The 24,774-nt window shown below is 60.1% G+C and carries 19 protein-coding genes; 13 read left to right on the forward strand and 6 right to left on the reverse strand.

What is annotated here, in order from left to right; all coding sequences use genetic code 11:
• Positions 1-19: 19 nt before the first annotated feature.
• Positions 20-460 (reverse strand): universal stress protein, encoded by a 441-nt coding sequence (locus AC3IT9_RS09265; protein ID WP_150755199.1) that lies wholly within the window; start codon positions 458-460, stop codon positions 20-22.
• Between the two features lie 104 nt (positions 461-564).
• On the opposite strand from AC3IT9_RS09265, the gene AC3IT9_RS09270 reads away from it, so the two are divergent.
• From AC3IT9_RS09270 to AC3IT9_RS09300, 7 genes are all read left to right on the forward strand, one after another.
• Positions 565-1,002 carry a hypothetical protein gene (locus AC3IT9_RS09270; protein WP_223441998.1) on the forward strand — a complete coding sequence of 146 codons (438 nt, stop codon included), beginning with the start codon at positions 565-567 and terminating at the stop codon, positions 1,000-1,002.
• Positions 1,003-1,608: 606 nt separating this feature from the next.
• Positions 1,609-3,756, forward strand: a complete 2,148-nt coding sequence (gene fadB / locus AC3IT9_RS09275; protein WP_150758845.1) for a fatty acid oxidation complex subunit alpha FadB — start codon at positions 1,609-1,611, stop codon at positions 3,754-3,756.
• A gap of 29 nt (positions 3,757-3,785) precedes the next feature.
• Positions 3,786-4,961 (forward strand): acetyl-CoA C-acyltransferase FadA, encoded by a 1,176-nt coding sequence (gene fadA, locus AC3IT9_RS09280; protein WP_007974051.1) that lies wholly within the window; start codon positions 3,786-3,788, stop codon positions 4,959-4,961.
• A 99-nt stretch (positions 4,962-5,060) separates the two neighbouring features.
• Positions 5,061-5,297, forward strand: coding sequence for a DUF1653 domain-containing protein (locus AC3IT9_RS09285; RefSeq protein ID WP_008050054.1), 237 nt, complete (start codon positions 5,061-5,063; stop codon positions 5,295-5,297).
• A 114-nt stretch (positions 5,298-5,411) separates the two neighbouring features.
• Positions 5,412-8,039, forward strand: a complete 2,628-nt coding sequence (gene topA / locus AC3IT9_RS09290; RefSeq protein WP_150755196.1) for a type I DNA topoisomerase — start codon at positions 5,412-5,414, stop codon at positions 8,037-8,039.
• Between the two features lie 171 nt (positions 8,040-8,210).
• The gene (locus AC3IT9_RS09295) at positions 8,211-8,735 is read left to right on the forward strand and encodes a DUF6586 family protein (RefSeq protein ID WP_150724703.1); all 525 of its coding nucleotides are present in this window, start codon (positions 8,211-8,213) and stop codon (positions 8,733-8,735) included.
• A gap of 94 nt (positions 8,736-8,829) precedes the next feature.
• Positions 8,830-9,063 (forward strand): hypothetical protein, encoded by a 234-nt coding sequence (locus AC3IT9_RS09300; RefSeq protein ID WP_046041430.1) that lies wholly within the window; start codon positions 8,830-8,832, stop codon positions 9,061-9,063.
• Between the two features lie 93 nt (positions 9,064-9,156).
• On the opposite strand, the gene sulA is transcribed toward AC3IT9_RS09300, so the two are convergent.
• Together sulA and lexA are read right to left on the reverse strand one after the other, a co-directional pair.
• Positions 9,157-9,633 (reverse strand): SOS-induced cell division inhibitor SulA, encoded by a 477-nt coding sequence (sulA, locus tag AC3IT9_RS09305; RefSeq protein ID WP_150724704.1) that lies wholly within the window; start codon positions 9,631-9,633, stop codon positions 9,157-9,159.
• Positions 9,634-9,643: 10 nt separating this feature from the next.
• Positions 9,644-10,252, reverse strand: coding sequence for a transcriptional repressor LexA (gene lexA / locus AC3IT9_RS09310; protein WP_007995278.1), 609 nt, complete (start codon positions 10,250-10,252; stop codon positions 9,644-9,646).
• A 229-nt stretch (positions 10,253-10,481) separates the two neighbouring features.
• Here lexA and AC3IT9_RS09315 point away from each other — a divergent pair, with 229 nt between their 5' ends.
• The 3 genes from AC3IT9_RS09315 to AC3IT9_RS09325 all read left to right on the forward strand — a co-directional run bounded on the left by AC3IT9_RS09315 (position 10,482) and on the right by AC3IT9_RS09325 (position 13,108).
• The gene (locus tag AC3IT9_RS09315) at positions 10,482-11,189 is read left to right on the forward strand and encodes a TetR/AcrR family transcriptional regulator (protein ID WP_150724705.1); all 708 of its coding nucleotides are present in this window, start codon (positions 10,482-10,484) and stop codon (positions 11,187-11,189) included.
• A 158-nt stretch (positions 11,190-11,347) separates the two neighbouring features.
• Positions 11,348-12,358 (forward strand): beta-N-acetylhexosaminidase, encoded by a 1,011-nt coding sequence (nagZ, locus tag AC3IT9_RS09320; RefSeq protein ID WP_056722002.1) that lies wholly within the window; start codon positions 11,348-11,350, stop codon positions 12,356-12,358.
• A gap of 12 nt (positions 12,359-12,370) precedes the next feature.
• The gene (locus AC3IT9_RS09325) at positions 12,371-13,108 is read left to right on the forward strand and encodes an S-methyl-5'-thioinosine phosphorylase (protein WP_007974037.1); all 738 of its coding nucleotides are present in this window, start codon (positions 12,371-12,373) and stop codon (positions 13,106-13,108) included.
• A gap of 140 nt (positions 13,109-13,248) precedes the next feature.
• Here the strand turns inward: AC3IT9_RS09325 and AC3IT9_RS09330 are convergent, their stop codons facing one another.
• The 3 genes from AC3IT9_RS09330 to mfd are packed head-to-tail and all read right to left on the reverse strand — an operon-like array spanning position 13,249 to position 19,987.
• On the reverse strand, positions 13,249-15,942 hold the full coding sequence (locus AC3IT9_RS09330) for an SNF2-related protein (RefSeq protein WP_489272742.1): 2,694 nt from the start codon (positions 15,940-15,942) through the stop codon (positions 13,249-13,251).
• Between the two features lie 6 nt (positions 15,943-15,948).
• Positions 15,949-16,527 (reverse strand): CsiV family protein, encoded by a 579-nt coding sequence (locus tag AC3IT9_RS09335; protein WP_150758842.1) that lies wholly within the window; start codon positions 16,525-16,527, stop codon positions 15,949-15,951.
• Between the two features lie 10 nt (positions 16,528-16,537).
• The gene (gene mfd, locus AC3IT9_RS09340; RefSeq protein ID WP_150755193.1) at positions 16,538-19,987 is read right to left on the reverse strand and encodes a transcription-repair coupling factor; all 3,450 of its coding nucleotides are present in this window, start codon (positions 19,985-19,987) and stop codon (positions 16,538-16,540) included.
• Positions 19,988-20,350: 363 nt separating this feature from the next.
• Here mfd and AC3IT9_RS09345 point away from each other — a divergent pair, with 363 nt between their 5' ends.
• The 3 genes from AC3IT9_RS09345 (at position 20,351) to sthA (ending at position 24,764) form a co-directional block, all read left to right on the forward strand.
• The gene (locus tag AC3IT9_RS09345; protein WP_046041409.1) at positions 20,351-21,814 is read left to right on the forward strand and encodes a glyceraldehyde-3-phosphate dehydrogenase; all 1,464 of its coding nucleotides are present in this window, start codon (positions 20,351-20,353) and stop codon (positions 21,812-21,814) included.
• A gap of 310 nt (positions 21,815-22,124) precedes the next feature.
• Complete coding sequence (locus AC3IT9_RS09350; RefSeq protein ID WP_489272744.1) at positions 22,125-23,162, forward strand: FAD:protein FMN transferase; 1,038 nt, start codon at positions 22,125-22,127, stop codon at positions 23,160-23,162.
• Between the two features lie 207 nt (positions 23,163-23,369).
• Positions 23,370-24,764, forward strand: a complete 1,395-nt coding sequence (gene sthA, locus AC3IT9_RS09355; protein WP_007984277.1) for a Si-specific NAD(P)(+) transhydrogenase — start codon at positions 23,370-23,372, stop codon at positions 24,762-24,764.
• Positions 24,765-24,774: the final 10 nt, after the last annotated feature.

The following is a 24,774-nucleotide window of genomic DNA, read 5'->3' on the forward strand; positions in this document are numbered from 1 at the left end:
CCACAGGGGTCAGGTGTTGTCAGGATTTGTTTTGCAGACGCACCGCCAGCACATCGCAAGGCGCGCCATGCAGCACGTCATTGGCGGTGGAGCCCAGCAGCAGTGCCAGGCCGTGCCGGCCATGGCTGCCGACCACGATCAGATCGCATTGCTGTTCCTTGGCGAAGTGATGGATTTCCTGGCGTGGCTGGCCGTAGGTGAGGTGGCAATTGGAGCCCTCAAGCTCTGAGTATTTGTGCTTCAGGCGGTCAAGGCGCTCCTTGGCCTGATCGAACTGCTGCTGTTGCAGTTGTGACAGGTCCATAGGCACGTCGCCGCCGAAGGCCATCGCCATCGGCTCGACAATGTGCACCAGCGACAATTTCGCGCCATTGCTCACCGACAGTTCGCGAGCGCGGTGGATGACAGGGTCGCACTCTTCGGTCAGATCTACAGCGACCAGAATATGGTTGTAGGGCATGAGGTGCTCCTCCTGAGGGATGCAATATTGGTAAGTATGGCTGGTTTCAAGCGCATTGGTTCCAAAGTGACACAATGGGCTCATTCAAATTCGGGAGTACAGATATGACGGTCTGGATAGTGGTGTCAATCCTGTTGGTGGTGCTGAGCCCGCTGGCATGGTTGCGGCCGTCGCGAGTTCAGAGCGGGCGCATCGCCTTGCGGATGGAGGCCCGGCGCATCGGGCTGGCCATGCAACTGGCACCCCAGGAATGGCCGCACTGGCTCAGCCAGGAGCCGCCGAGCCCCTGCGCCCAGTATCATCGTCCGCGGCGTGGCAGTCAGCCGGCGTGCTGGAGTTACTGGCAAAAATCACCGGGTGTCTGGGTCAATCAATGGCAGGAAATCTGTGAAGATCGGCCGCTGCTCGATCATTTCGAAAAATTGCCCGGCAATGTCTTCAAGGTCGAGGCCGACAAGCAAATAATCGCCTTGTATTGGGGCGAAAAGGGCGAGGCCGAGGTGTTGCAGCAGATCGATGCCACCCTCAAAGCCCTCGCCTGAACCCCTGTAGGAGCGAGCCCGCTCGCGATGAACCTGAGGGCGCCGCTGGGTGTCAGGCTAACAGCGTCATCGTTGACGTTCATCGCGAGCAGGCTCGCTCCTACAGGTTTTCATGCAGGCAATAAAAAGCCCGACAAAATCATCGGGCGGGGTTGGCCAGGCAGGCCGGTAAAACGGTGTGGGCTGATCTTACGCTGGGCATTCGCCAAAGCGTTCAACTTTTTCCCCTAGTTTCGCCAGCGTAGCTTGTTAAACACGGGCTGCAGCGAATTAGGGCGACTTTTCTAACAATTGATTCTATGAATGACCTTGCATGCTTCGGCGTGTTTAAGGTCTTCGCAGTACGGAAATGACCGGAAAGTCGCGTTTCAACCCGTTTTTCAGGCGATTGACAATTGTCGGAAATTCCGTGAAGGTGACGTACCCAAATCAAACGGGCGTATGAATTGAGCGTTTGTATTTCAGATCGCTCCTACAGAATCCCGACTATCGCGTTGGCGGGTGTGCCGGGGGAATGGGCGTAGCATTGACGATCAACGTCCCTGCCAAGCCATTCGCCTGCGTCCGACGTGTACTGTTCAGCTTCCATATCGTGGAGATCAGTTGATGATTTACGAAGGTAAAGCCATCACGGTTAAGGCTCTTGAAAGTGGCATCGTCGAACTGAAGTTCGACCTCAAGGGTGAGTCCGTCAACAAGTTCAACCGTCTAACCCTGAACGAACTGCGTCAGGCCGTAGACACCATCAAGGCAGATGCTTCGATCAAGGGCGTGATCGTCAGCAGTGGCAAGGACGTCTTCATCGTCGGCGCCGACATCACCGAATTTGTCGACAACTTCAAGCTGCCGGATGCAGAACTTGTTGCTGGCAACCTCGAAGCCAACAAGATTTTCAGCGATTTCGAAGACCTCAACGTCCCGACCGTAGCCGCGATCAACGGCATCGCGTTGGGTGGCGGTCTGGAAATGTGCCTGGCGGCGGACTACCGCGTCATGTCCACCAATGCCAAGATCGGTCTGCCGGAAGTCAAGCTGGGCATCTACCCGGGCTTCGGCGGTACCGTGCGCCTGCCGCGCCTGATCGGTGCCGACAACGCCATCGAGTGGATTGCCGCCGGCAAGGAAAACCGTCCTGAAGACGCGCTGAAAGTCGGCGCCGTCGACGCAGTGGTTGCTCCAGAGCAGCTGCAGGATGCTGCGCTGGAACTGGTCAAGCGCGCCATCTCCGGTGAGTTCGACTACAAGGCCAAGCGCCAGCCGAAGCTGGAAAAGCTCAAGCTGAACGCCATCGAACAAATGATGGCTTTCGAAACCGCCAAGGGTTTCGTGGCCGGTCAGGCTGGCCCGAACTACCCGGCGCCGGTTGAGGCGATCAAGACCATCCAGAAAGCCGCGAACTTCGGTCGCGACAAGGCGCTGGAAATTGAAGCTGCCGGTTTCGTCAAGCTGGCCAAGACCTCTGCCGCGCAGAGCTTGATCGGCTTGTTCCTGAACGATCAGGAACTGAAGAAAAAGGCCAAGGCCTACGACGAAATCGCCAAGGACGTGAAGCAGGCCGCCGTACTGGGCGCCGGCATCATGGGTGGCGGTATCGCCTACCAGTCGGCGTCCAAAGGCACGCCGATCCTGATGAAGGACATCAACGAGCACGGTATCGAGCAGGGTCTGGCCGAAGCCGCCAAACTGCTGGTTGGCCGCGTTGATAAAGGTCGCATGACCGCTGCGAAAATGGCTGAAGTGCTCAACGGCATTCGTCCAACCCTGTCTTACGGCGACTTCGGTCACGTGGACCTGGTGGTGGAAGCGGTCGTCGAGAACCCGAAGGTCAAGCAAGCCGTACTGGCTGAAGTTGAAGACCAGGTCAAAGAGGACACCATCCTCGCGTCCAACACCTCGACCATTTCCATCACCTTGCTGGCCAAGGCCCTCAAGCGTCCGGAAAACTTCGTCGGCATGCACTTCTTCAACCCGGTGCACATGATGCCGCTGGTGGAAGTGATCCGTGGCGAGAAGTCCAGCGAGCTGGCGGTTGCCACCACCGTTGCCTACGCCAAGAAAATGGGCAAGAACCCGATCGTGGTCAACGATTGCCCGGGCTTCCTGGTCAACCGCGTCCTGTTCCCGTACTTCGGCGGTTTCGCCAAGCTGGTCAGCGCCGGTGTGGACTTCGTCCGTATCGACAAGATCATGGAAAAATTCGGCTGGCCAATGGGCCCGGCCTACCTGATGGACGTGGTCGGCATCGACACCGGTCACCACGGCCGTGACGTGATGGCTGAAGGCTTCCCGGACCGCATGAAGGACGACCGTCGCTCGGCCGTCGACGTGCTCTACGAAGCCAAGCGCCTGGGCCAGAAGAACGGCAAGGGCTTCTACGCCTACGAGACCGACAAGCGCGGCAAGCAGAAGAAAGTGGCCGATCCTTCGGTACTGGAAGTGCTCAAGCCGATCGTTTACGAGCAGCGCGAAGTCACCGACGAAGACATCATCAACTGGATGATGATCCCGCTGTGCCTGGAAACCGTGCGTTGCCTGGAAGACGGCATCGTCGAAACCGCTGCCGAAGCCGACATGGGTCTGGTCTACGGTATTGGTTTCCCTCCATTCCGTGGCGGTGCGCTGCGTTACATCGACTCGCTCGGTGTGGCAGAGTTCGTTGCCCTGGCTGACCAGTACGCTGATTTGGGCGCGCTGTACCACCCGACCGCGAAGCTGCGCGAAATGGCCAAGAACGGCCAGAGCTTCTTCGGTTAAGCGCCCCCAACTAGAGTGAGAGTGAACTTATGAGCTTGAATCCTAGAGACGTCGTGATTGTCGACTTCGGTCGTACTCCGATGGGCCGCTCCAAGGGCGGCATGCACCGCAACACCCGCGCCGAAGACATGTCGGCGCACCTGATCAGCAAACTGCTGGAACGTAACGTCAAGGTCGACCCGAGCGAAGTCGAAGACGTGATCTGGGGCTGTGTGAACCAGACCCTGGAGCAGGGCTGGAACATCGCGCGCATGGCGTCGCTGATGACCCAGATCCCGCACACCTCGGCCGGCCAGACCGTCAGCCGCCTGTGTGGCTCGTCCATGAGCGCTCTGCACACTGCTGCGCAAGCGATCATGACCGGTAATGGTGACGTCTTCGTGGTTGGTGGCGTCGAGCATATGGGCCACGTGAGCATGATGCACGGTGTCGATCCGAACCCGCACATGTCGCTGTACGCGGCGAAAGCCTCGGGCATGATGGGCCTGACCGCGGAAATGCTGGGCAAAATGCACGGCATCACTCGCGAGCAACAGGACGCTTTCGGCGTGCGCTCCCACCAACTCGCCCACAAGGCGACCGTGGAAGGCAAGTTCAAAGACGAAATCATCCCGATGCAGGGCTACGACGAGAACGGTTTCCTGAAAACCTTCGACTACGACGAAACCATTCGTCCGGAAACCACCCTGGAAAGCCTGGCGGCTCTGAAGCCGGCGTTCAATCCGAAGGGCGGCACCGTGACAGCGGGCACCTCGTCGCAGATCACCGATGGTGCCTCGTGCATGATCGTGATGTCGGCGCAGCGCGCACAGGACCTGGGCATTCAGCCTATGGCGGTGATTCGCTCGATGGCAGTGGCAGGTGTGGATCCGGCAATCATGGGCTATGGTCCAGTACCGGCCACACAAAAAGCACTGAAGCGCGCGGGTCTGGGTATCTCCGACATCGACTTCTTCGAGCTCAATGAAGCTTTCGCCGCACAGGCCCTGCCAGTGCTGAAAGATCTGAAAGTGCTCGACAAGATGAACGAGAAGGTTAACCTGCACGGCGGCGCGATTGCCCTGGGTCACCCGTTCGGTTGCTCCGGTGCGCGTATCTCCGGCACTTTGCTCAATGTGATGAAGCAGAATGGCGGTACCTTCGGGGTAGCCACCATGTGCATTGGTCTCGGCCAAGGCATCTCCACCGTCTTCGAACGCGTTTAAGCGTCTCGTTGATGGAAGCCGGGGCCAAGTGCCCCGGTTTTTGTTTTTCCGGATTTATTTTTATTTTTATTTTGAAAAAATTTCAGTGAGGGCCAAAGCATGCCGATACAACCCGGGCTCTACCAACATTACAAAGGTCCGCAGTACCGCGTATTCAGTGTTGCGCGGCATTCGGAAACCGAAGAAGAAGTGGTCTTCTATCAAGCCCTGTATGGCGATTACGGCTTTTGGGTGCGTCCCTTGAGCATGTTCCTGGAGTCCGTCGAAGTTGACGGCGAACAGGTGCCACGCTTTGCTTTGGTGCAGGCCGAAGAAAGCCTTTTCAACAAGCCATAAGCTGAGTGCGCGCAAAACCCTGCGCTTGACCTCACCTTGTTGCCACTATATATAGCGGTGCCGCGTCAGGCGCCAACCGCCTTTCACTTCTCGAATTCAGGAATTTTCTGATCCATGGGCAAATCGCTGGTCATTGTGGAATCCCCGGCTAAGGCCAAGACCATCAACAAGTATTTGGGCAACGAATACGTGGTGAAGTCGAGTATCGGCCATATCCGAGACCTGCCCACCAGCGGTTCGGCTAGCGCCAGCAAAGAGCCAGCCGCCAAGCGCGGCAAGGCTGCTGCGGGTGAAGTGCCGGCACTGTCGCCGAAAGAAAAAGCGCGCAAGCAGCTGGTCGCGCGCATGGGTGTCGATCCGGATCATGGCTGGAAAGCCAAGTACGAGATCCTCCCGGGCAAGGAAAAAGTCATCGAAGAGCTGCGCCGGCTCGCCAAGGATGCTGACACCATCTATCTCGCAACCGACTTGGACCGCGAGGGGGAAGCCATTGCCTGGCACCTGCGCGAAGCCATCGGTGGTGACGACACCCGCTACAAGCGCGTGGTGTTCAACGAAATCACCAAGAAGGCGATTCAGGAAGCCTTCTCAAAACCAGGCGAGCTCGATATCGACCGCGTCAACGCCCAGCAGGCGCGTCGCTTCCTCGACCGCGTGGTGGGCTACATGGTTTCGCCACTGCTGTGGGCCAAGATCGCTCGCGGTCTGTCCGCTGGTCGTGTGCAATCGGTTGCCGTGAAGCTGGTGGTCGAGCGCGAACGTGAAATCCGCGCGTTCATCCCGGAAGAGTACTGGGAAGTTCATGCTGACCTCGGTACCGCCAAAGGCGCGACCGTGCGTTTCGACGTAGCCCGTGAGAAAGGCGAAGCCTTCAAGCCGCTCAACGAAACCCAGGCCATGGCCGCGCTGGAGAAGCTCAAGGCTTCCAGCTACAGCATCGTCAAGCGTGAAGACAAACCGACCAGCAGCAAGCCGTCGGCGCCGTTCATCACCTCCACCCTGCAACAGGCCGCGAGTAACCGCCTGGGCTTCGGTGTGAAGAAGACCATGATGATGGCCCAGCGTTTGTACGAAGCCGGCTACATCACCTACATGCGTACCGACTCCACCAACCTCTCGGTTGATGCCGTGGCGATGGCGCGTACCTATATTGAAGGCGAGTTCGGCAAGAAGTACCTGCCGGAAACCCCGAACGTCTACAGCAGCAAGGAAGGCGCACAGGAGGCTCACGAAGCGATTCGTCCGTCCGACGCCAATACCGAGCCAAGCAAGCTGTCGGGCATGGAGCGTGACGCTGAGCGCCTCTACGAGCTCATCTGGCGCCAGTTCCTCGCTTGCCAGATGCTGCCGGCGCAATACCTGTCGACCACCGTCACTGTCGGTGCCGGCGACTTTGAGCTGCGCGCCAAGGGCCGCATCCTGAAGTTCGACGGCTACACCCGCGTCATGCCGCAAATCGCCAAGCCGGGCGATGACGACGTACTGCCGGACATGGCCCAGGGCGACGCGATGAAGCTGATCAAGCTTGATCCGACCCAGCACTTCACCAAGCCGCCGGCGCGTTACTCGGAAGCCAGCCTGGTAAAAGAAATGGAAAAACGCGGCATCGGTCGTCCTTCGACCTACGCGGCGATCATTTCGACCATCCAGGACCGCGGCTACGTGGCGCTGCACAACCGTCGTTTCTACTCGGAAAAGATGGGCGACATCGTCACCGAGCGTCTGGCCGAGAGCTTCTCCAACCTGATGGACTACGGCTTCACCGCCGGCATGGAAGAGCATCTCGATGACGTGGCCCAGGGCGAACGCGACTGGAAAAACGTACTCGACGAGTTCTACGGCGACTTCAAGAAGAAACTCGAAGTAGCCGAAAGCCCGGAAAACGGCATGCGGGCCAATCAGCCGGTCATGACTGACATTCCGTGCACCACCTGTGGCCGGCCAATGCAGATCCGTACTGCGTCGACCGGTGTGTTCCTCGGTTGCTCGGGCTACAGCCTGCCGCCGAAAGAACGCTGCAAGGCCACCGTCAACCTGGTGCCGGGCGACGAAATCGCTGCGGACGACGAGGGTGAGTCGGAGTCGCTGGTGTTGCGTGGCAAGCATCGCTGCCCGATCTGCAGCACGGCGATGGATGCCTACCTGCTCGATGAAAAGCGCAAGCTGCACATCTGCGGTAACAACCCGGATTGCGATGGCTACGAAATCGAAGAGGGCACCTATCGCATCAAGGGCTATGAAGGTCCGAGCCTGGAGTGCGACAAGTGCGGTAGCGAGATGCAGCTCAAGACCGGCCGTTTTGGCAAGTTCTTCGGGTGCACCAATGCGACGTGCAAGAACACCCGCAAACTGCTGAAGAGCGGTGACGCGGCGCCGCCGAAGATGGATCCGGTGAAGATGCCTGAGCTGAAATGCGAAAAGGTCAACGACACCTACATCCTGCGCGACGGTGCATCCGGTCTGTTCCTGGCGGCCAGCCAGTTCCCGAAAAACCGCGAGACCCGTGCTCCGCTGGTGATGGAAATCGTCCCGCACAAGGATGAGATCGATCCGAAGTATCACTTCCTCTGCGAAGCGCCGAAGAAAGATCCGGATGGCCTCCCGACTGTGATTCGTTACAGTCGCAAGACCAAGGAACAGTACGTGCAGACTGAGGTCGAGGGTAAGCCGACTGGCTGGAAAGCGTTCTACGACGGCGGTAAGTGGACGGTCGAAGACAAGCGCCCGGCAGCCAAGGCTTAAAGCCGCCAATCCCCCTGTAGGAGCGAGCTTGCTCCTACAGTGCGCAAGGCCGCATGAGAACCCTTGGGTTTTCATGCGGCCTTGGTTGTTTTGGGCTTGCGGTTGGATCGGCTGATCCACGACACTGTCCAACCTGCATGAAGCAATTATTTCGTTGTGGAGGCTGCCGTCATGGCCCACGAACTGTATACCCGCACCAATCAGAAGATTTATTTCGCCGGCTTGTCGCTCGAAGCACTGGCCCGCACTGAAGAGGGTCGGGCGATGAATTCGCTGGCGCTGATCCAGGCCGGACGCGAATCCGCGCTGTTTCACCTGTACGGCGCACTGTTGGGTCTGTGTCACGAAATCGCCGGTTTCTATCGCTTGCCCCAGGCCAATGCGCCCCGTGCAGAGTTGTTGCTGACTCGCGAGGTGCTGGAAACCATCGCCATTCCGGAAATGGCTGAGCTGGTCGAGTTGGCCAATAACCCGGAGACCTGGCTGGCCAAGCTGTTGGCCGCCCATGCTGCGCTGTTTCAGCCGCCACGCGCGCCCCACAAGCCGAAAGGGGACGTGACCCAGCCACTGATTCAGGCTGTCAATCTGGATGAAGAGGAGGCAGTGGAGGAGCTGAGTCGGGAGGAGCTGGAGAGCTGGCGCCAGAATCTGAAGGGGTTGGCGATCCGCTTTCGCGAAGGCCTGAACGAGTGCTGACAGAAACATTTTTGGGATGACATCTGGTCAAGATCCCAAGCGAAGCCCGCGCGATGCCTATATAATCCTCGCCTTTCGTGGAGAACAGTCCTTTATGCCAACGTCCTTTCTAGAAATTGTCGAGTTACCAGACGGCCGTATCGAGCTGCGCAGGGCCGAGGACGAGGGTTCTCTGGTTACTTTGGATTTCTCCGAGGACGCCAAGGCATTCCTGCAAGGCCAGCACGTGGAAGTCGCCAAGGCGATGTTGAGCGTGGGTGTTCAGATGGCCGGTCGCCTGGTTGAAGGCGAATTCGACAAGGAAGAGGGGTCGCGGGTGCTTCATTGACCCCCGTCTGTCGCTTTTCTTGATGTCGTTACTCATCGGCTTCTCTGTCCCTGGAGAAGCCTTGCGCGGTGAAGCGCGCGTCTTGCCTGTCCGTTAACCCAGTCGAATATTCAGGCTCTGAGCGTCCCCGGTGCGGGCGGCGCTGATCAGTTGTTGCCGCGATTGTGGGCTCAACGGGTTGATCCAGCTGACCACCGTGTGGCTACGACCCAGGCGCAGGGCTTCGCAGGTCAATTGCTGGGCGCTCTGGGTGCCCCGCGGTTGCAGCAGCAAAATGCGCTCGCGGTTGAGGCCGGCATCTCGCAGCCAGGCTTGAGTCAGGCTGGCGGGCGGCGCGATCAGTGTCAGCCAGCGTGCGTCCTGGTCCTGGCTCAATTCCCTGAGGATCGGTGCCAGGAGGTTCAGGCAGTTCCCGGCTGCACCACGCAGTGACAGCTCGCTGAAAACGTCAGGTTCGGCGCTCCAGGGGGACTCGACTACGTCTTTCAGGATCGGCGCCAATGGCTGTGCCATGAACGCTTCGAACAACGGCAGTTGGGTTTGCTGTGGTGATGGCTGTGGGAACTGCATGGAGCCTCCTTTAGCGGCGAATGACGCCGACACTCAAGCCTTCGATCACCAGTTCCTGGTCTTGAAGGTTCACTTCAATAGGGGCGAACTCGGGGTTCTCGGCGATCAGCCAGACTTTGCTGCCGTCACGCTTGAAGCGCTTGACGGTCACTTCGTCGCCGATTCGCGCCACCACGATCTGGCCGTTACGGGCTTCGCGGGTGGTGTGGACCGCCAGCAGGTCGCCGTCGAAAATGCCGATATCCTTCATGCTCATCCCGTGGACGCGCAGCAGGTAGTCGGCGCGCGGATGGAAGAAGGCGGGATTGATGTTGCAGGACTCTTCGATGTGTTGCTGCGCAAGAATCGGGGCGCCGGCTGCGACCCGGCCAATGATCGGCAGGGTGGAGTCGTCGGCCTTGGCTTCGAAGCCGGGGATGCGGATGCCACGGGAGGCGCCAGGCGTCATCTCGATTGCACCCTTGCGGGCCAGAGCCTTGAGGTGTTCTTCCGCCGCATTGGGTGACTTGAAACCCAGTTCCTGAGCGATTTCCGCGCGGGTGGGTGGATACCCGTTGTCTTCCAGGCAGCGTTTGATGAAGGCCAGAATCTCTGCTTGTCGTGGCGTCAGCTTTAGCATATCGATCGCTCTGTTTTTTTATACAGTGACTGGGATTATATACAGTAAGGCGGTCTTGGCAATGCTCCATTTTTCAGTCGCCGCCGGACGGTCGAACAGTCAGTGGATTGAAGCTTCGCCGTTGTGTGGTTAAATGTCTGACCGACCATTCCCGAAACGAACTGCCAGACTTGACAATGCACAGGCTGAAACGTATGTTTCAAACAAGTGTTTGTCAGGCGGAGTAGCCATGGCCCAGTCGGAAACCGTTGAACGCATTCTTGATGCTGCCGAGCAGTTGTTCGCGGAAAAAGGTTTCGCCGAAACCTCGTTGCGCCTGATCACCAGCAAGGCCGGTGTCAACCTGGCGGCGGTGAACTATCACTTCGGTTCGAAGAAGGCGTTGATTCAAGCGGTTTTCTCGCGGTTCCTCGGGCCGTTCTGCATCAGTCTCGATAAAGAGCTGGAGCGGCGTCAGGCCAAGCCCGACATCAAGCCTACTCTCGAAGAGTTGCTGGAGATCCTTGTCGAACAGGCACTGGTGGTGCAGCCGCGCAGTGGCAACGACCTGTCTATCTTCATGCGTTTGCTGGGGCTGGCGTTCAGTCAGAGCCAGGGGCACTTGCGTCGTTATCTGGAAGACATGTACGGCAAAGTGTTCCGCCGCTACATGATGCTGGTCAACGAAGCGGCGCCACGTATTCCCCCCATCGAACTGTTCTGGCGCGTGCACTTCATGCTGGGTGCGGCAGCGTTCAGCATGTCCGGTATCAAGGCCTTGCGCGCGATTGCCGAAACCGATTTCGGCGTGAACACCTCCATCGAGCAGGTCATGCGCCTGATGGTGCCATTCCTGGCTGCCGGCATGCGTGCCGAGTCCGGTGTGACGGATGCGGCCATGGCCACGGCCCAGTTGCGTCCACGCAGCAAATCGACACCGGTTGCCGCCAAGGTTTAACCGCACACGGGTGGGCGCGGCAGCTGACATCCGCTAAGCTAGCCGCCCATGCCGACTCTCGTTCTGAACCCGTTTCCCATTGATATCGCCGACCTGCCGGGCACTGTGCCTGGCGGCGAATCCGTGTGGGCCGGGTTAACTGTTATCAAGGAATTTTTATGACTGCTGGCTTGCAAGGCTCGTTGATGGTGGACGTCGCCGGTACCTGGCTGACGGCTGAAGATCGCCAATTGTTGCGCCAGCCCGAAGTGGGTGGCCTGATCATCTTTGCCCGCAACATCGAGCATCCACGCCAGGTGCGTGAATTGAGTGCGGCGATCAGAGCCATTCGTCCGGATCTGCTATTGGCGGTGGATCAAGAGGGTGGCCGAGTGCAGCGCCTGCGCCAGGGTTTCGTGCGCTTGCCCGCCATGCGCGCCATTGCCGACAATCCGAACGCCGAATACCTGGCCGAGCAGTGCGGCTGGATCATGGCGACCGAAGTATTGGCCGTTGGCCTGGACCTGAGCTTCGCACCGGTACTGGACCTTGATTACCAGCGCAGTGCCGTTGTCGGCACCCGTTCGTTCGAGGGTGATCCCGAGCGCGCTGCCTTGCTCGCGGGTGCATTCATCCGCGGCATGAACAGCGCAGGCATGGCCGCCACCGGCAAGCACTTCCCCGGTCACGGCTGGGCCGAAGCCGATTCCCACGTCGCGATCCCGAATGATGAGCGCAGCCTCGACGAGATCCGCGCCAATGATCTGGTGCCGTTTGCCAAACTGAGCAAGCAACTGGCCGCGGTCATGCCGGCCCACGTTATTTATCCACAAGTCGATTCCCAGCCCGCAGGTTTCTCCCGCCGCTGGTTGCAGGACATCCTGCGCGGCGAGTTGCAGTTCGATGGCGTGATCTTCAGTGACGACTTGTCCATGGCAGGCGCTCATGTGGTCGGCGATGCCGCCAGCCGTATCGAGGCGGCGCTGACTGCCGGTTGCGACATGGGCCTGGTGTGCAACGATCGAGCGGCCGCCGAACTGGCCCTGAGCGCTGCGCAACGCCTGAAGGTCAAGCCTTCAGAGCGCATTGCGCGGATGCGCGGCCAGTCGTTCGCCAGCACCGAATACCGTCAAGACCCGCGCTGGCTGGCCGCTGTCGGCGCGCTCAAAGAAGCTCAATTGATTGATTAAGGACTGTTCGTTATGACGGTTTACGCGATTATCGGTGGCACTGGCCTGACTCAACTCGAAGGCCTGAGCATTCGCCAGTCACTGGCAGTGGACACGCCTTATGGCGCGCCTTCGGCCGACGTTCAGATCGGCGAGTATGCCGGCAAGGAAGTGCTGTTCCTCGCGCGTCACGGTCATCCGCATCGTTTTCCGCCGCATCAGGTCAACTACCGCGCCAACCTCTGGGCGCTGAAGCAGGCCGGTGCCGAAGCCATTCTGGCGGTCAACGCCGTGGGCGGCATCCATGCGGCCATGGGCACCGGGCATTTCTGCGTGCCGCATCAGTTGATCGACTACACCAGCGGTCGTGAGCACACCTACTTTGCCGATGACCTGGAACACGTTACCCATATCGACTTCAGCTACCCCTACAGCGAGCCGTTGCGCCAGCAACTGATTGCGGCATTGGCGGCGGAAGGTGTGGGCTATAGCAGTCATGGCGTGTATGCCTGCACGCAAGGGCCGCGCCTGGAGACAGTGGCTGAAATCGCCCGGCTGGAGCGCGATGGCTGCGACATCGTCGGCATGACCGGTATGCCGGAAGCGGCCCTGGCTCGCGAGCTGGAACTGGATTACGCCTGTCTGGCGCTGGTGGTGAATCCGGCGGCGGGCAAGTCGACGGCGGTGATCACCATGGCCGAGATCGAGCAGGCGTTGCATGACGGCATGGGCAAGGTGAAATCGACATTGGCGCGGGTGCTCAAGGGCTGAGTCCCGCTTGATACCGAGTTGACTCCATCGCGAGCAGGCTCGCTCCCACAGGTTCAGTGGCGTTCGCAAAAAATGTGTTCGACGCGGTTAATGTGGGAGCGGGCTTGCCCGCGAAGAGGCCGGTTCAGGCGCCGAAAGTCTCAACGCTTTTCGAGGTTTTCCGGCAGCGGCGCAAACAAGGCCTCGATATCATCGCTCTGCAGCTTCCAGTCCCCGGCCTTGCGCCCATCCAGCACGCCCGCCGCGAGGTCGGATTTTTCTTTTTGCAGGTGCTGAATCTTTTCTTCCACCGTGCCGCGCGCAATCATTTTATAAACGAACACCGGCTTCTCCTGGCCGATGCGATACGCGCGGTCGGTCGCCTGGTTTTCCGTCGCCGGGTTCCACCACGGGTCGTAATGAATCACCGTGTCCGCCTCGGTCAGGTTCAGGCCAACGCCACCGGCCTTCAGACTGATCAGAAATATCTGACGCTTGCCGCTCTGGAATTCCTTCACCGGGGTGCGGCGGTCGCGGGTCTGGCCGGTCAGCAGGGCGTAGGCCACGCCGCGTTTGTTCAGTTCGTCTTCGATCAGTGACAGCATCGAGGTGAACTGCGAGAACAGCAGGATCCGTCGACCTTCCTCGAACAATTCCTCGAGCATTTCCATCAGGCTGTCGAGCTTGCCCGACGTGCTGCCACGGCTTGGCAGGGTCGCCTCGTTGACCAGGCGCAAGTCGCAGCACACCTGACGCAGCTTGAGCAGTGCTTCGAGAATGATGATCTGGCTGCGGGCCACGCCTTTGCGGGTGATCTCGTCACGGACTTTCTTGTCCATGGCCAGGCGCATGGTTTCGTACACATCGCGCTGGGCTTCGTTGAGTTCAACCCAGTGGATGATCTCGGTTTTCGGCGGCAACTCGGTGGCCACCTGTTCCTTGGTGCGGCGCAGCAGGAAAGGTTTGATCCGGCCGTTGAGATGCTGGAGCCTGACCTCGCTGGTGCGTTTTTCAATCGGCACGCGGTAATCGCGGTTGAAGCTTTTGACGTCGCCCAGCCAGCCGGGCAACAGGAAGTGAAACAGCGACCAGAGTTCACCGAGATGGTTTTCCAGTGGTGTGCCGCTCAGGCACAGGCGCTGTCGGGCATTGAGCTCGCGGGCAGCCTGTGCGGCCTTGCTGTTCGGGTTCTTGATGTATTGCGCTTCGTCCAGCACCAGTATGTGCAAGGGCTGCGCCGCCAGGCGTTCGACATCCTTGGGCAGCAGCGCATAGGTGGTCAGGATCAGATCGTAGTCAGCCAGCTTGTCGAAGTGCTTTTTGCGGCTGGCACCGTATAGCGCCAGTACCTTGAGCTGCGGCGTAAAGTGCGCCGCTTCGTCGAGCCAGTTGGGAATCAGGCTGGTCGGCATCACGACCATGCACGGCCGATCGAGGCGGCCGGCGTTTTTCTCGCTCAGAACGTGCGCCAGTGTCTGCAGGGTTTTGCCCAGGCCCATGTCGTCCGCGAGAATTCCACCCACTTCCAGCTGCCGCAGCGACTGCATCCAGCTCAAGCCTTCGAGCTGATACGGACGCAGCGTCGCATTCAGGCCGTCCGGGGCGGTGGCCGTGTGGTCCTTGATGTCACGCAGGCGCTGGGCAAAGGTGCGGATCTGTTCGCCACCCTCCCAGAGCAGCGGCATGTCTTCCAGCGGGTTCAGGCGCGTGGCATCGGCCTTGCTCAGGCGTAGCGTGGTGTCGCCGGGTTCCTGCAGGTAGAACTCACCGAGGGTGGCCAGCACCGGTTTCAAGCGGCCGAAGGGCAGGGCGACTTGCAAAGGGCCGTGCTCAGAATTCGGGCGATTGGGGATGTTGACCAGGATCAGCTCGTCGTCGCGGCGTCGGGCCAGGCGTTCCGGGTTGAGGATTTCGGTGTGGGAGCGCATCAGGTTGAGCAGGATCGGCAACAGGCTCAGGCGTTCGCCGTTGACGATGATCCCCAGTTCCAGATCGAACCAGTCGCGCTCCGGTGCCTGTTCGACCGTGGCGTACCAGTCGTCTACCGCGGTCAGGTCGAAACCGAAGTCCTCGTCGATCTGCAATTCCCAGCCCTGGGTGCGCAGCTTCGGCAGTTCATTGAGGGTAAAGGTCAGCCAGGCGCTGTCATTGACCATCTCGAACAGCTCGCCGGCACTTTCCGGCAAGGCCTTGCTTTGCCGGGTGGCGACTTTGAAGCCGAGGATTCGCAGCTGCTCCCGGTAGGACTGTTCCACTTCCGGGTGGCGTTTTATCCGCAGTGTCTGGGTTTCCTGGCGAATCAGGATGTCGGTGTTTTTCTGCCCGCAAACGTACTCGTCCAGGTAGCTGAAAGACAGCGCCGCGCGATGCTGGATGTAACGCTGCATTCGACCATTGCGCGGTTCGAAGGCGCTGAACTCGATGCTGGCCAGCCACAGGCGCGGGACGGGCTGCACATTCTCCACCAGCACTTGCGGCAGGGCTTTCGGGCTGCGATTTTCCAGGACTGCCTGGAGCTTTTCCAGGAGTTCGGCGTCTTTGGCGGCAGCGGGGTAGTCGAGGGTTTCCTGCACTTGCAGAAGCACCGCCGCGCAATGTTTGCAGTTGCTGTGGACCGGGCACGAGCACGTGGCGTCGACCATCAGCAGCGTGCCTTTGGCTGACTCGCGCAGGCGAATGGTCTGACGGTAAACGTTACCGCCAGAGCCTTCGCAGGCGGCAATGATCGTGGCGTCGCCGGCCTCGACGATCCTGACACGATTCTCCAGCGCGTAACGGCGACCACGTTCCAGGCTCTGTTCCTTGAATCGGCTGACCCAGGATGGTGCCAGGGGTTTGCTCAGGGTCGCGGACATAGGGAATCAGTCCGGAATTTCTTCGGGAGCTGCTCGGGGTGCGGGGGCGGTCAGCGAAGTGATCTTGATCAGCAGGCCGAGGTGGCCGTTGTCGAGGAAGTTCAGCTGGCCGTTCTTGGTGTGGCTTTCCTGTTTCATGCGCTCGCTGGCAGTCACCATGCCATTGGCGTCGAACTGGTTGACCCAGAAATCGGCGTCGACGTCGGTAAAGCGTCCCAGTTTCATGTTCAGTGTGCCCTCGATCGGGTACTGGCCATACTGTTCCTTGCCGTCGCTGATCGCCACTTTGCTGGCCGTTTCGCCGAGGGGCTGTTGCCAGGCCTTGTGCAGCAACACCGTGTAGTCGGCGCTGCTGGTGAGTTTTTCCACCTCGCCATTCAGGCTTGGCGTGCGCAGGCTGTCGGGGCTGACCGGTTGGGCGCCAGCCGCCCAGTCTTCCGGCGCGGCGCGGCTGACAATCGCCGGCACGGCGTTTTGGCGGACCAGAATCATTTCGACCTGATACAGGTCATCGGCAAATGCCGTGGGTGCAATCAGCGCTGGTATCAGCAGGGTCAGCAAGGTCAGTGAGCGAAACAGGCGCATGCGGCGTCCTTCAAGCAGTTTTCGGAACGAGGCGCTCGAACAGCGCCTCTACAGTATTAAAGCGCTCTTCCGGGCGCTCCATCGGAACCATGAACTTGAACATCGTGGCGCCTTCGAATTTGTAGCGTTTTGGCTGGCTCTGGATCAGTTTGATCAGGGTCAGCGGGTCGACCGGCGTCTGTGCGGCGAACTCGACGCGACCGCCTTGTGGGCCGCCATCGACTTTCTTGATGCCCAGTTGCTCGGCCTGCAATTTCAATGCAGTGATGCGGATCAGGTTCTTGGTCGGTTCCGGCAACAGGCCGAAACGGTCGATCATCTCCACCTGCAAATCCTTGAGGCCGTCCTCGTCGGTGGCCGAGGCAATGCGCTTGTAGAGAATCAGGCGGGCGTGGACATCCGGCAGGTAGTCTTCCGGGATCAACGCCGGTACCCGCAAGTTGACTTCCGGGCCGCCGCCTAGCGGTTGATCGAGGTTTGGCTGCTCGCCCTTGCGGATCGACTTCACCGCGCGCTCGAGCATTTCCATGTACAGCGTGAAGCCGACGGCCTGGATCTGCCCGCTCTGGCCGTCGCCGAGCAGTTCGCCGGCGCCACGGATTTCCAGGTCGTTGGTGGCGAGCACGAAGCCCGCGCCGAGGTCCTGGGTGTTGGCAATCGCTTCCAGGCGCTTTTCCGCGTCCGGGGTGATTTGCTGGCGCGGCGGCGTCAACAGGTAGGCGTACGCCTGGTGGTGGCTGCGACCGACCCGACCGCGCAACTGGTGCAACTGTGCCAGGCCGAACTTGTCGGCACGCTCGATGATGATGGTGTTGGCGCTCGGTACGTCGATGCCGGTCTCGATGATGGTCGAGGCGATCAGCACGTTGAAGCGCTTGTGGTAGAAGTCGCTCATCACCTGTTCGAGTTCGCGTTCGCGCATCTGCCCGTGGCCGATGCCGATCCGTGCTTCCGGCACCAGTTCGGCGAGGTCGGCGGCGCATTTCTCGATGGTCTTCACGTCGTTGTGCAGGTAGTAGACCTGGCCGCCACGCAGCAGCTCACGCAGCAGGGCCTCTTTGACCGTGCTCTTGTTCTGCTCCATGACGAAAGTGCGTACCGACAGGCGACGGGCCGGCGGCGTGGCGATGATCGACAGGTCGCGCATGCCCGACACCGCCATGTTCAGCGTGCGCGGAATCGGCGTGGCGGTCAGGGTCAGGATGTCGACTTCGCTGCGCAGCGCCTTGAGCTGTTCTTTCTGACGAACGCCGAAACGGTGCTCTTCGTCGATGATCACCAGGCCAAGGTTTTTGATCTTCACGTCGTCCTGCAGCAGCTTGTGCGTGCCGATGACGATGTCGATCTTGCCTTCGGCCAGGTTCGCGACCGCCGCATTCACTTCCTTGGCCGACTTGAAGCGGCTCATCACCTCTACGCTCACCGGCCAGTCGGCAAAACGGTCGCGGAAGCTGTTGTAGTGCTGCTGGGCGAGCAGGGTGGTCGGCACCAGAATCGCTACCTGGCGACCGCCGTGCACGGCGATGAACGCGGCGCGCATCGCCACTTCGGTCTTGCCGAAGCCGACGTCGCCGCACACCAGGCGATCCATCGGCTTGGGCGCAAGCATGTCTTCGCGCACTGCGTCGATGGTGGTTTGCTGGTCCGGGGTTTCTTCGAACGGGAAGCCGGCGCTGAAGGTGGCGTAGTCCGCCTTCGGATCGGCGAAAGCGTAGCCTTCGCGGGCGGCGCGGCGGGCATAGATGTCGAGCAACTCGGCGGCCACGTCACGCACCTGTTCGGCGGCTTTGCGCTTGGCTTTCTGCCAGGTCTCGGAGCCGAGGCGGTGCAGCGGGGCCAGGGCATCGTCGCTGCCGGTGTAGCGGGCGATCAGGTGCAGGTTGGCTACCGGCACATAAAGCTTGGCGCCTTCGGCGTATTCCAGGGCGAGGAATTCGGCGGTCTGGCTGTCGATTTCCAGGGTCGCCAGGCCCAGGTAGCGACCGACGCCGTGGTCGATGTGCACCACCGGCGCACCTTCGCGCAGCTCGGTGAGGTTCTTGATCACGGCATCGTTGTTGGCATCGGCGCGCTTTTCGCGGCGACGGCGCTGCATCACGCGCTGGCCGAACAACGGGCTTTCGGCGACAAGAGCCAGGGCCGGGTCGTCCAGCAGCAAGCCTTCGTCGAGCGGGGCGATGGTGATCGCCAGGCGTTCTTTGCCAGCGACAAAGTCCGGCCAGCTGTCGACGGTTTTCGGGCGCAGCTTCAGACGTTCCAGCAGCTCCAGTAACACTTCGCGGCGGCCTGCCGATTCGGCGGTAAACAACACGCGACCGGGGAACTGGTCGAGGAAATCGGCCAGTGCCGCCATTGGCTGCGTGGCCTTGGCTTCGATCGCCAGGTTGGGCAGCTCGCGAGCCGGGAAGCGCTCGCGACCGCCACCGCTTTCCACGTCCTGTTGACTGGCCACCACACGCGGCCAGTTCTTCAGGCGCGCGAAGCAGTCTTCCACCGGCAGGAACAGCTCTGCAGGCGGTAATAAAGGACGGGACGGGTCGACGCGGCGTTCTTCATAGCGATTGCGTACATCGTTCCAGAAATTTTCCGCGGCTTGCTCGATGCCCGGCAGGGAAAACACTTGTGTGTCCTGAGGCAAATAATCGAACAGCGTCGAGGTTTCTTCGAAGAACAGCGGCAGGTAGTACTCGATTCCGGCCGGAGTAATCCCGCTGCTCAAGTCCTGGAAGATCGGGCAGCGGCGGAAGTCGACGTCAAAACGCTCGCGAAAGCGCGCCTTGAAACGAGTGACCGCTTCTTTTTGCAGCGGGAACTCCCTGGCCGGCAACAGCTTGACCGAGTCGACTTTGTCGATCGAACGTTGGTTCTCCGGGTCGAAGGTGCGCAGGGTTTCGATTTCGTCGTCGAACAGATCGATGCGATACGGCAGCTTGCTGCCCATCGGGAACAGATCGATCAGCGAACCGCGAACGGTGAACTCGCCGTGTTCATACACTGTATCGACGTAGCGATAACCCGTGGCTTCAAGCCGGGAGCGCATTTGCTCGACGTCGAGTTTCTGGCCGATATCCAGCACCAGGCTGCTGCCGAGCAGGAATTTGGTCGGTGCGAGGCGATGCAGGGCGGTCGTGATCGGCACCACCAGCACGCCATGGCTCAGTTCCGGCAGCCGATACAGGCTGGCGATGCGCTGGGAAATGATGTCCTGGTGCGGCGAGAACAGGTCGTAGGGCAGGGTTTCCCAGTCGGGAAAGTGCAATACGGGCAAATCCGGGGCGAAGAAACCCAGCTCCTGTTCCAGCCGTTCGGCACTTTGGCTATCGGCGGTCAGTAGCAGGGTAAAGCGCTTGGCAGCGCTGGCAGCCTCGGCGATGGCCAGGCTCAGGGCGGCACCGGGCAGGTTGCCCCAGTGCTGTTTACCTGCCGCGGCAGGGAGAAGCGGTAGACGCAGAACGGGCACGGAAGGTTGAGCTCCAAGCGTTGCGACAAAGTCGGCAATTGTAGCGGTCAACGATGCCGCCTGTCAGTTGCTGACTGCGTCTAAAGCTCTGGTTGGGCGAAATGTAGTGGTAAAGACAAAATTCGGCGGTTTTTTACCTAAAATTACTGAATATGTAGTGGCAAAAACAACGACTGTTACGGAGGGTTACGGACAAGGAAGCGTGACCACCAAAAAATTGACTGCGCTGAAAGCCCCGGTTTTATTGGGCTGGCGCGATGCGTGATTTTTTTGAACGACGATTTGTTACGTAAAGCACGACGGGCGCGCATTGCTACGGCGCTCACTCGGCGGCATAATGTAGCCCCTTTTTTCTGCCCCTACATGTGGAAGGTTCCCGTGACTCAGAAGCCCGACCAGTGTCTTGGTGAATGGATCGACCGTGAAGCACTCGCAGAAGCGATGATTCCGCTTATCGGTCAGCTCTACCGCAATAACAACGTGGTGAGCTCGATCTATGGCCGCAGCCTGATCAATCGTTCAGTCATTGCGATTCTCAAAGCTCACCGCTTTGCTCGTCACCGTCAGTCCGACGAAAGCGAGCTGTCCGTCCACGAAACATTCCCGCTGATCAAGGCGATGAGCGAGCTCAAGCTCGGCGCCGCTTCGGTGGACCTGGGCAAGCTGGCGGCCAAATTCAAGGCCGAAGGCAATGGCCGTACTGCCGAGCAGTTCGTCCGTGAAGAACTGGCTGACGTGGTTGGCCAGCAAAACGCATCCGCCCGCAAAGGTACCGACGTTGTCCTCTACGGCTTCGGTCGTATCGGCCGTCTGCTGGCGCGCATCCTGATCGAGAAGACCGGTGGTGGCGACGGCCTGCGCCTGCGCGCCATCGTTGTCCGCAAGGGCGCCGAGAACGACCTGGTCAAGCGTGCCAGCCTGCTGCGCCGCGACTCGGTCCATGGCCCGTTCGATGGCACCATCACTATCGATGAAGCCAACAACACCATCACCGCCAACGGCAACCTGATCCAGGTTATCTACGCCAAGAGCCCGGCCGAAGTCGACTACACCCAGTACGGTATCGAAAACGCTCTGATCGTCGACAACACCGGTGTATGGCGTGACGCTGACGGCCTGGGCCAGCACCTGGCCTGCCCGGGCGCTGCCCGCGTGATCCTCACCGCACCTGGCAAGGGCGCGCTGAAGAACATCGTGCATGGCATCAACCATGGCGAAATCACCCCTGACGACAAGATCATTTCGGCGGCTTCCTGCACCACCAACGCCATCGTGCCGGTGCTCAAGGCAGTCAACGACAAGTACGGCATCATCAACGGCCACGTCGAAACCGTTCACTCGTTCACCAACGACCAGAACCTGATCGACAACTTCCACAAGGGCAGCCGTCGTGGCCGCGCCGCGCCGCTGAACATGGTAATCACCGAGACCGGTGCCGCCACCGCAGCCGCCAAGGCGCTGCCAGTGCTCAAGGGCAAGTTGACCGGCAACGCGATTCGCGTTCCTACGCCGAACGTGTCGATGGCCATCCTGAACCTGAACCTGGAAAAGGCCACCACTCGCGAAGAGATCAACGAGTACCTGCGCCAGATGGCCATGCACTCGGATCTGCACAAGCAGATCGACTACGTGAGCTCCCAGGAAGTGGTTTCCACCGACTTCGTTGGCTCGCGCCACGCAGGCGTAGTGGACGCTGAAGCGACCATCACCCAGGATAACCGCGTTGTTCTGTACGTCTGGTACGACAACGAGTTCGGTTACAGCTGCCAGGTGGTTCGCGTGATGGAAGACATGGCCGGTGTAAACCCGCCAGCATTCCCGCGCTAAGCCTTAGCTGCACATGAAAACGCCCCGGCCTTGGTCGGGGCGTTTTTGTTTGTGCTGCTTTTGTCTGTTGAGGGGGTGTTGTTCGGACTGGCCTCATCGTCGGATCGCCGCCCGGACCAAGCCCGCTCCCACAGGGATTGTGGCCGGCCGTGGGATTGGCGGTCACTGAAGATCAAAATTGTGGGAGCGGGCTTGCTCGCGAAAGCGGTGGATCAGTCGACATCTCTGTTGAATGTGCCGGCCTCTTCGCGGGCAAGCCCGCTCCCACAGTTCTATCGCATAATGGCTGGCCCTGGCGGTGTGTCAGGGGATGTTTCGGGGAGCTCGGGAATTGTTGATCAGGTGGCAGGGGGTGGCATTTTTGTTGCTCGGCGCACTATCAGGCTGCGGCAACGGCGACACTCTGGAAGCCTTCGGCGGCCCGACCATGGGCAGCACTTATTCGATCAAGTATGTGCGCCATGCCGGCCTTCCGGCGCCGGACGAGGTCCGCGTCCAGGTTGAGCAGATCCTCGCTGACATTGACCGGCAAATGTCGACCTACCGCAGTGACTCGGACATCGAGCGCTTCAATGCATTGCCGGCCAACAACTGTCAGGCAATGCCGGCCTCGATCCTCGAATTGATCCGCGTGGGCGAACAACTGTCAGTGCAAAGCGACGGCTCCTACGATCTGACAGTGGAGCCGTTGCTCAATCTCTGGGGATTCGGTCCACAGGCCCGCGGGGAAAAAGTCCCGACCGCCGAAGCTCTCGCCGAAGCCCGCAAGCGCGTCGGCCATGAACACTTGCGCATCGACGGCGACCAGTTGTGCAAGGACGCCGCCGTCGAGGTCGATTTCAACAGCATCGCCGCCGGTTATGCGGTGGACACGATTGCCGCAAGACTCGAGACGATGGGCATCCACGACTACCTTGCCGAAGCGACGGGCGAGCTCAAGGCGTCCGGCAAGAAGGCTGACGGCTCGCCATGGCGCATCGCTCTGGAAGAACCACGGGATGATCGGCAGGTGGCCGAGCGCGTGATTGTTGTCGACGGCTATGGCCTGTCCACCTCCGGCGACTATCGTAATTACTTCGAGCAGGACGGCCAGCGTTTTTCCCACACCGTCGATGCCCGTACCGGTGCACCGGTCTCACATAACCTGGCGTCGGTCACGGTGATTCATCCTTCGGCGTTGATGGCCGATGGCTTATCGACGCTGTTGCTGATTCTCGGCCCGGAGCGTGGTTGGGACTACGCAGAAAAACACGATATCGGCGCATTTTTTGTGATTCGTGCCGATACAGGTTTCGTCACGCGCAGCAGTCACGCTTTTGAACACCTCAGTGGCGAAAAAACCGAATGATTTCGGCGATTTGAGCATTGAAAACTGGCGTTGTAGCGCAGGCAAAAGTAGCCTACGACGCGACCAAGGGTTAATGTGCGCGGCGTTGACGCTTCTATAGACTGTGTCCGGGTTCTGCACTGGCCCCAAATTGTTCCTTCATGCCACGCATTGGCGTGATTTAGCCGCAGGTGCCGAGGGTGCCGCGGCCTGTTCTGAGGAGTACGCATGGCTGTCTACAACTACGACGTGGTGGTGTTGGGTTCCGGCCCGGCGGGAGAAGGCGCGGCAATGAACGCCGCCAAGGCAGGGCGCAAGGTGGCGATGGTCGATAGCCGTCGCCAGGTCGGCGGCAACTGCACTCACTTGGGCACCATCCCGTCCAAGGCACTGCGTCACTCGGTGCGGCAGATCATGCAATTCAACACCAACCCGATGTTCCGGGCCATTGGTGAACCGCGCTGGTTCTCCTTCCCGGACGTGTTGAAAAGCGCCGAGAAAGTCATCTCCAAACAAGTCGCTTCGCGTACCGGCTACTACGCCCGTAACCGCGTCGACGTGTTCTTCGGCACCGGCAGCTTCGCCGACGAGCAAACCATCGAAGTGGTCTGCGCCAACGGCGTGGTCGAAAAACTGGTGGCCAAGCACATCATCATCGCTACCGGTTCGCGTCCTTATCGCCCGGCGGACATCGATTTCCACCACCCACGTATCTACGATAGCGACACCATCCTCAGCCTCGGCCACACCCCGCGCAAACTCATCGTTTACGGCGCCGGCGTGATCGGTTGCGAATACGCCTCGATCTTCAGCGGTCTGGGTGTATTGGTTGAATTGGTGGACAACCGTGGTCAGCTGCTGAGCTTCCTCGACTCGGAAATTTCCCAGGCGTTGAGCTATCACTTCAGCAACAACAACATCACGGTTCGCCATAACGAAGACTACGACCGCGTCGAAGGCGTGGACAACGGCGTGATCCTGCACCTCAAGTCCGGCAAGAAGATCAAGGCCGACGCCTTGCTCTGGTGCAACGGCCGTACCGGCAACACCGATCAGTTGGGTCTGGAAAACATCGGCGTGAAGGTCAACAGCCGTGGCCAGATCGAAGTCGACGAGGCCTACCGCACCTGCGTGCCGAACATCTACGGCGCCGGTGACGTGATCGGTTGGCCGAGCCTGGCCAGTGCCGCCCACGACCAGGGCCGTTCGGCCGCCGGCAGCATCGTCGATAACGGTAGCTGGCGCTTTGTGAATGACGTGCCGACCGGCATCTACACCATTCCGGAGATCAGCTCGATCGGCAAGAACGAGCAGGAGCTGACCCAGGCCAAGGTGCCGTACGAAGTGGGCAAGGCCTTCTTCAAGAGCATGGCGCGGGCGCAGATCGCCGGCGAGCCGCAAGGCATGCTGAAGATCCTGTTCCACCGCGAAACCCTGGAAGTGCTGGGTGTTCACTGCTTCGGTTATCAGGCGTCGGAGATCGTGCACATCGGTCAGGCGATCATGAACCAGCCGGGCGAACTGAACACGCTGAAGTACTTCGTCAACACCACGTTCAACTACCCGACCATGGCCGAAGCCTATCGGGTAGCCGCGTACGACGGTCTCAACCGGCTTTTTTGACGGGCTCCGG

It is taken from the genome of Pseudomonas sp. KH_046_1 (assembly GCF_057839025.1).

What these genes read in the sequence shown, in the direction of transcription:
- AC3IT9_RS09350 (WP_489272744.1), top strand. Translation starts at nt 22,125, where the DNA reads ATGTTTCGGGGAGCTCGGGAATTGTTGATCAGGTGGCAGGGGGTGGCA.
- fadB (WP_150758845.1), top strand. Translation starts at nt 1,609, where the DNA reads ATGATTTACGAAGGTAAAGCCATCACGGTTAAGGCTCTTGAAAGTGGC.
- AC3IT9_RS09330 (WP_489272742.1), bottom strand. Translation starts at nt 15,942, where the DNA reads ATGTCCGCGACCCTGAGCAAACCCCTGGCACCATCCTGGGTCAGCCGA.
- AC3IT9_RS09270 (WP_223441998.1), top strand. Translation starts at nt 565, where the DNA reads ATGACGGTCTGGATAGTGGTGTCAATCCTGTTGGTGGTGCTGAGCCCG.
- fadA (WP_007974051.1), top strand. Translation starts at nt 3,786, where the DNA reads ATGAGCTTGAATCCTAGAGACGTCGTGATTGTCGACTTCGGTCGTACT.
- AC3IT9_RS09285 (WP_008050054.1), top strand. Translation starts at nt 5,061, where the DNA reads ATGCCGATACAACCCGGGCTCTACCAACATTACAAAGGTCCGCAGTAC.
- AC3IT9_RS09265 (WP_150755199.1), bottom strand. Translation starts at nt 460, where the DNA reads ATGCCCTACAACCATATTCTGGTCGCTGTAGATCTGACCGAAGAGTGC.
- sulA (WP_150724704.1), bottom strand. Translation starts at nt 9,633, where the DNA reads ATGCAGTTCCCACAGCCATCACCACAGCAAACCCAACTGCCGTTGTTC.
- AC3IT9_RS09315 (WP_150724705.1), top strand. Translation starts at nt 10,482, where the DNA reads ATGGCCCAGTCGGAAACCGTTGAACGCATTCTTGATGCTGCCGAGCAG.
- AC3IT9_RS09345 (WP_046041409.1), top strand. Translation starts at nt 20,351, where the DNA reads ATGTGGAAGGTTCCCGTGACTCAGAAGCCCGACCAGTGTCTTGGTGAA.
- AC3IT9_RS09325 (WP_007974037.1), top strand. Translation starts at nt 12,371, where the DNA reads ATGACGGTTTACGCGATTATCGGTGGCACTGGCCTGACTCAACTCGAA.
- nagZ (WP_056722002.1), top strand. Translation starts at nt 11,348, where the DNA reads ATGACTGCTGGCTTGCAAGGCTCGTTGATGGTGGACGTCGCCGGTACC.
- sthA (WP_007984277.1), top strand. Translation starts at nt 23,370, where the DNA reads ATGGCTGTCTACAACTACGACGTGGTGGTGTTGGGTTCCGGCCCGGCG.
- AC3IT9_RS09300 (WP_046041430.1), top strand. Translation starts at nt 8,830, where the DNA reads ATGCCAACGTCCTTTCTAGAAATTGTCGAGTTACCAGACGGCCGTATC.
- lexA (WP_007995278.1), bottom strand. Translation starts at nt 10,252, where the DNA reads ATGCTAAAGCTGACGCCACGACAAGCAGAGATTCTGGCCTTCATCAAA.
- AC3IT9_RS09335 (WP_150758842.1), bottom strand. Translation starts at nt 16,527, where the DNA reads ATGCGCCTGTTTCGCTCACTGACCTTGCTGACCCTGCTGATACCAGCG.
- AC3IT9_RS09295 (WP_150724703.1), top strand. Translation starts at nt 8,211, where the DNA reads ATGGCCCACGAACTGTATACCCGCACCAATCAGAAGATTTATTTCGCC.
- topA (WP_150755196.1), top strand. Translation starts at nt 5,412, where the DNA reads ATGGGCAAATCGCTGGTCATTGTGGAATCCCCGGCTAAGGCCAAGACC.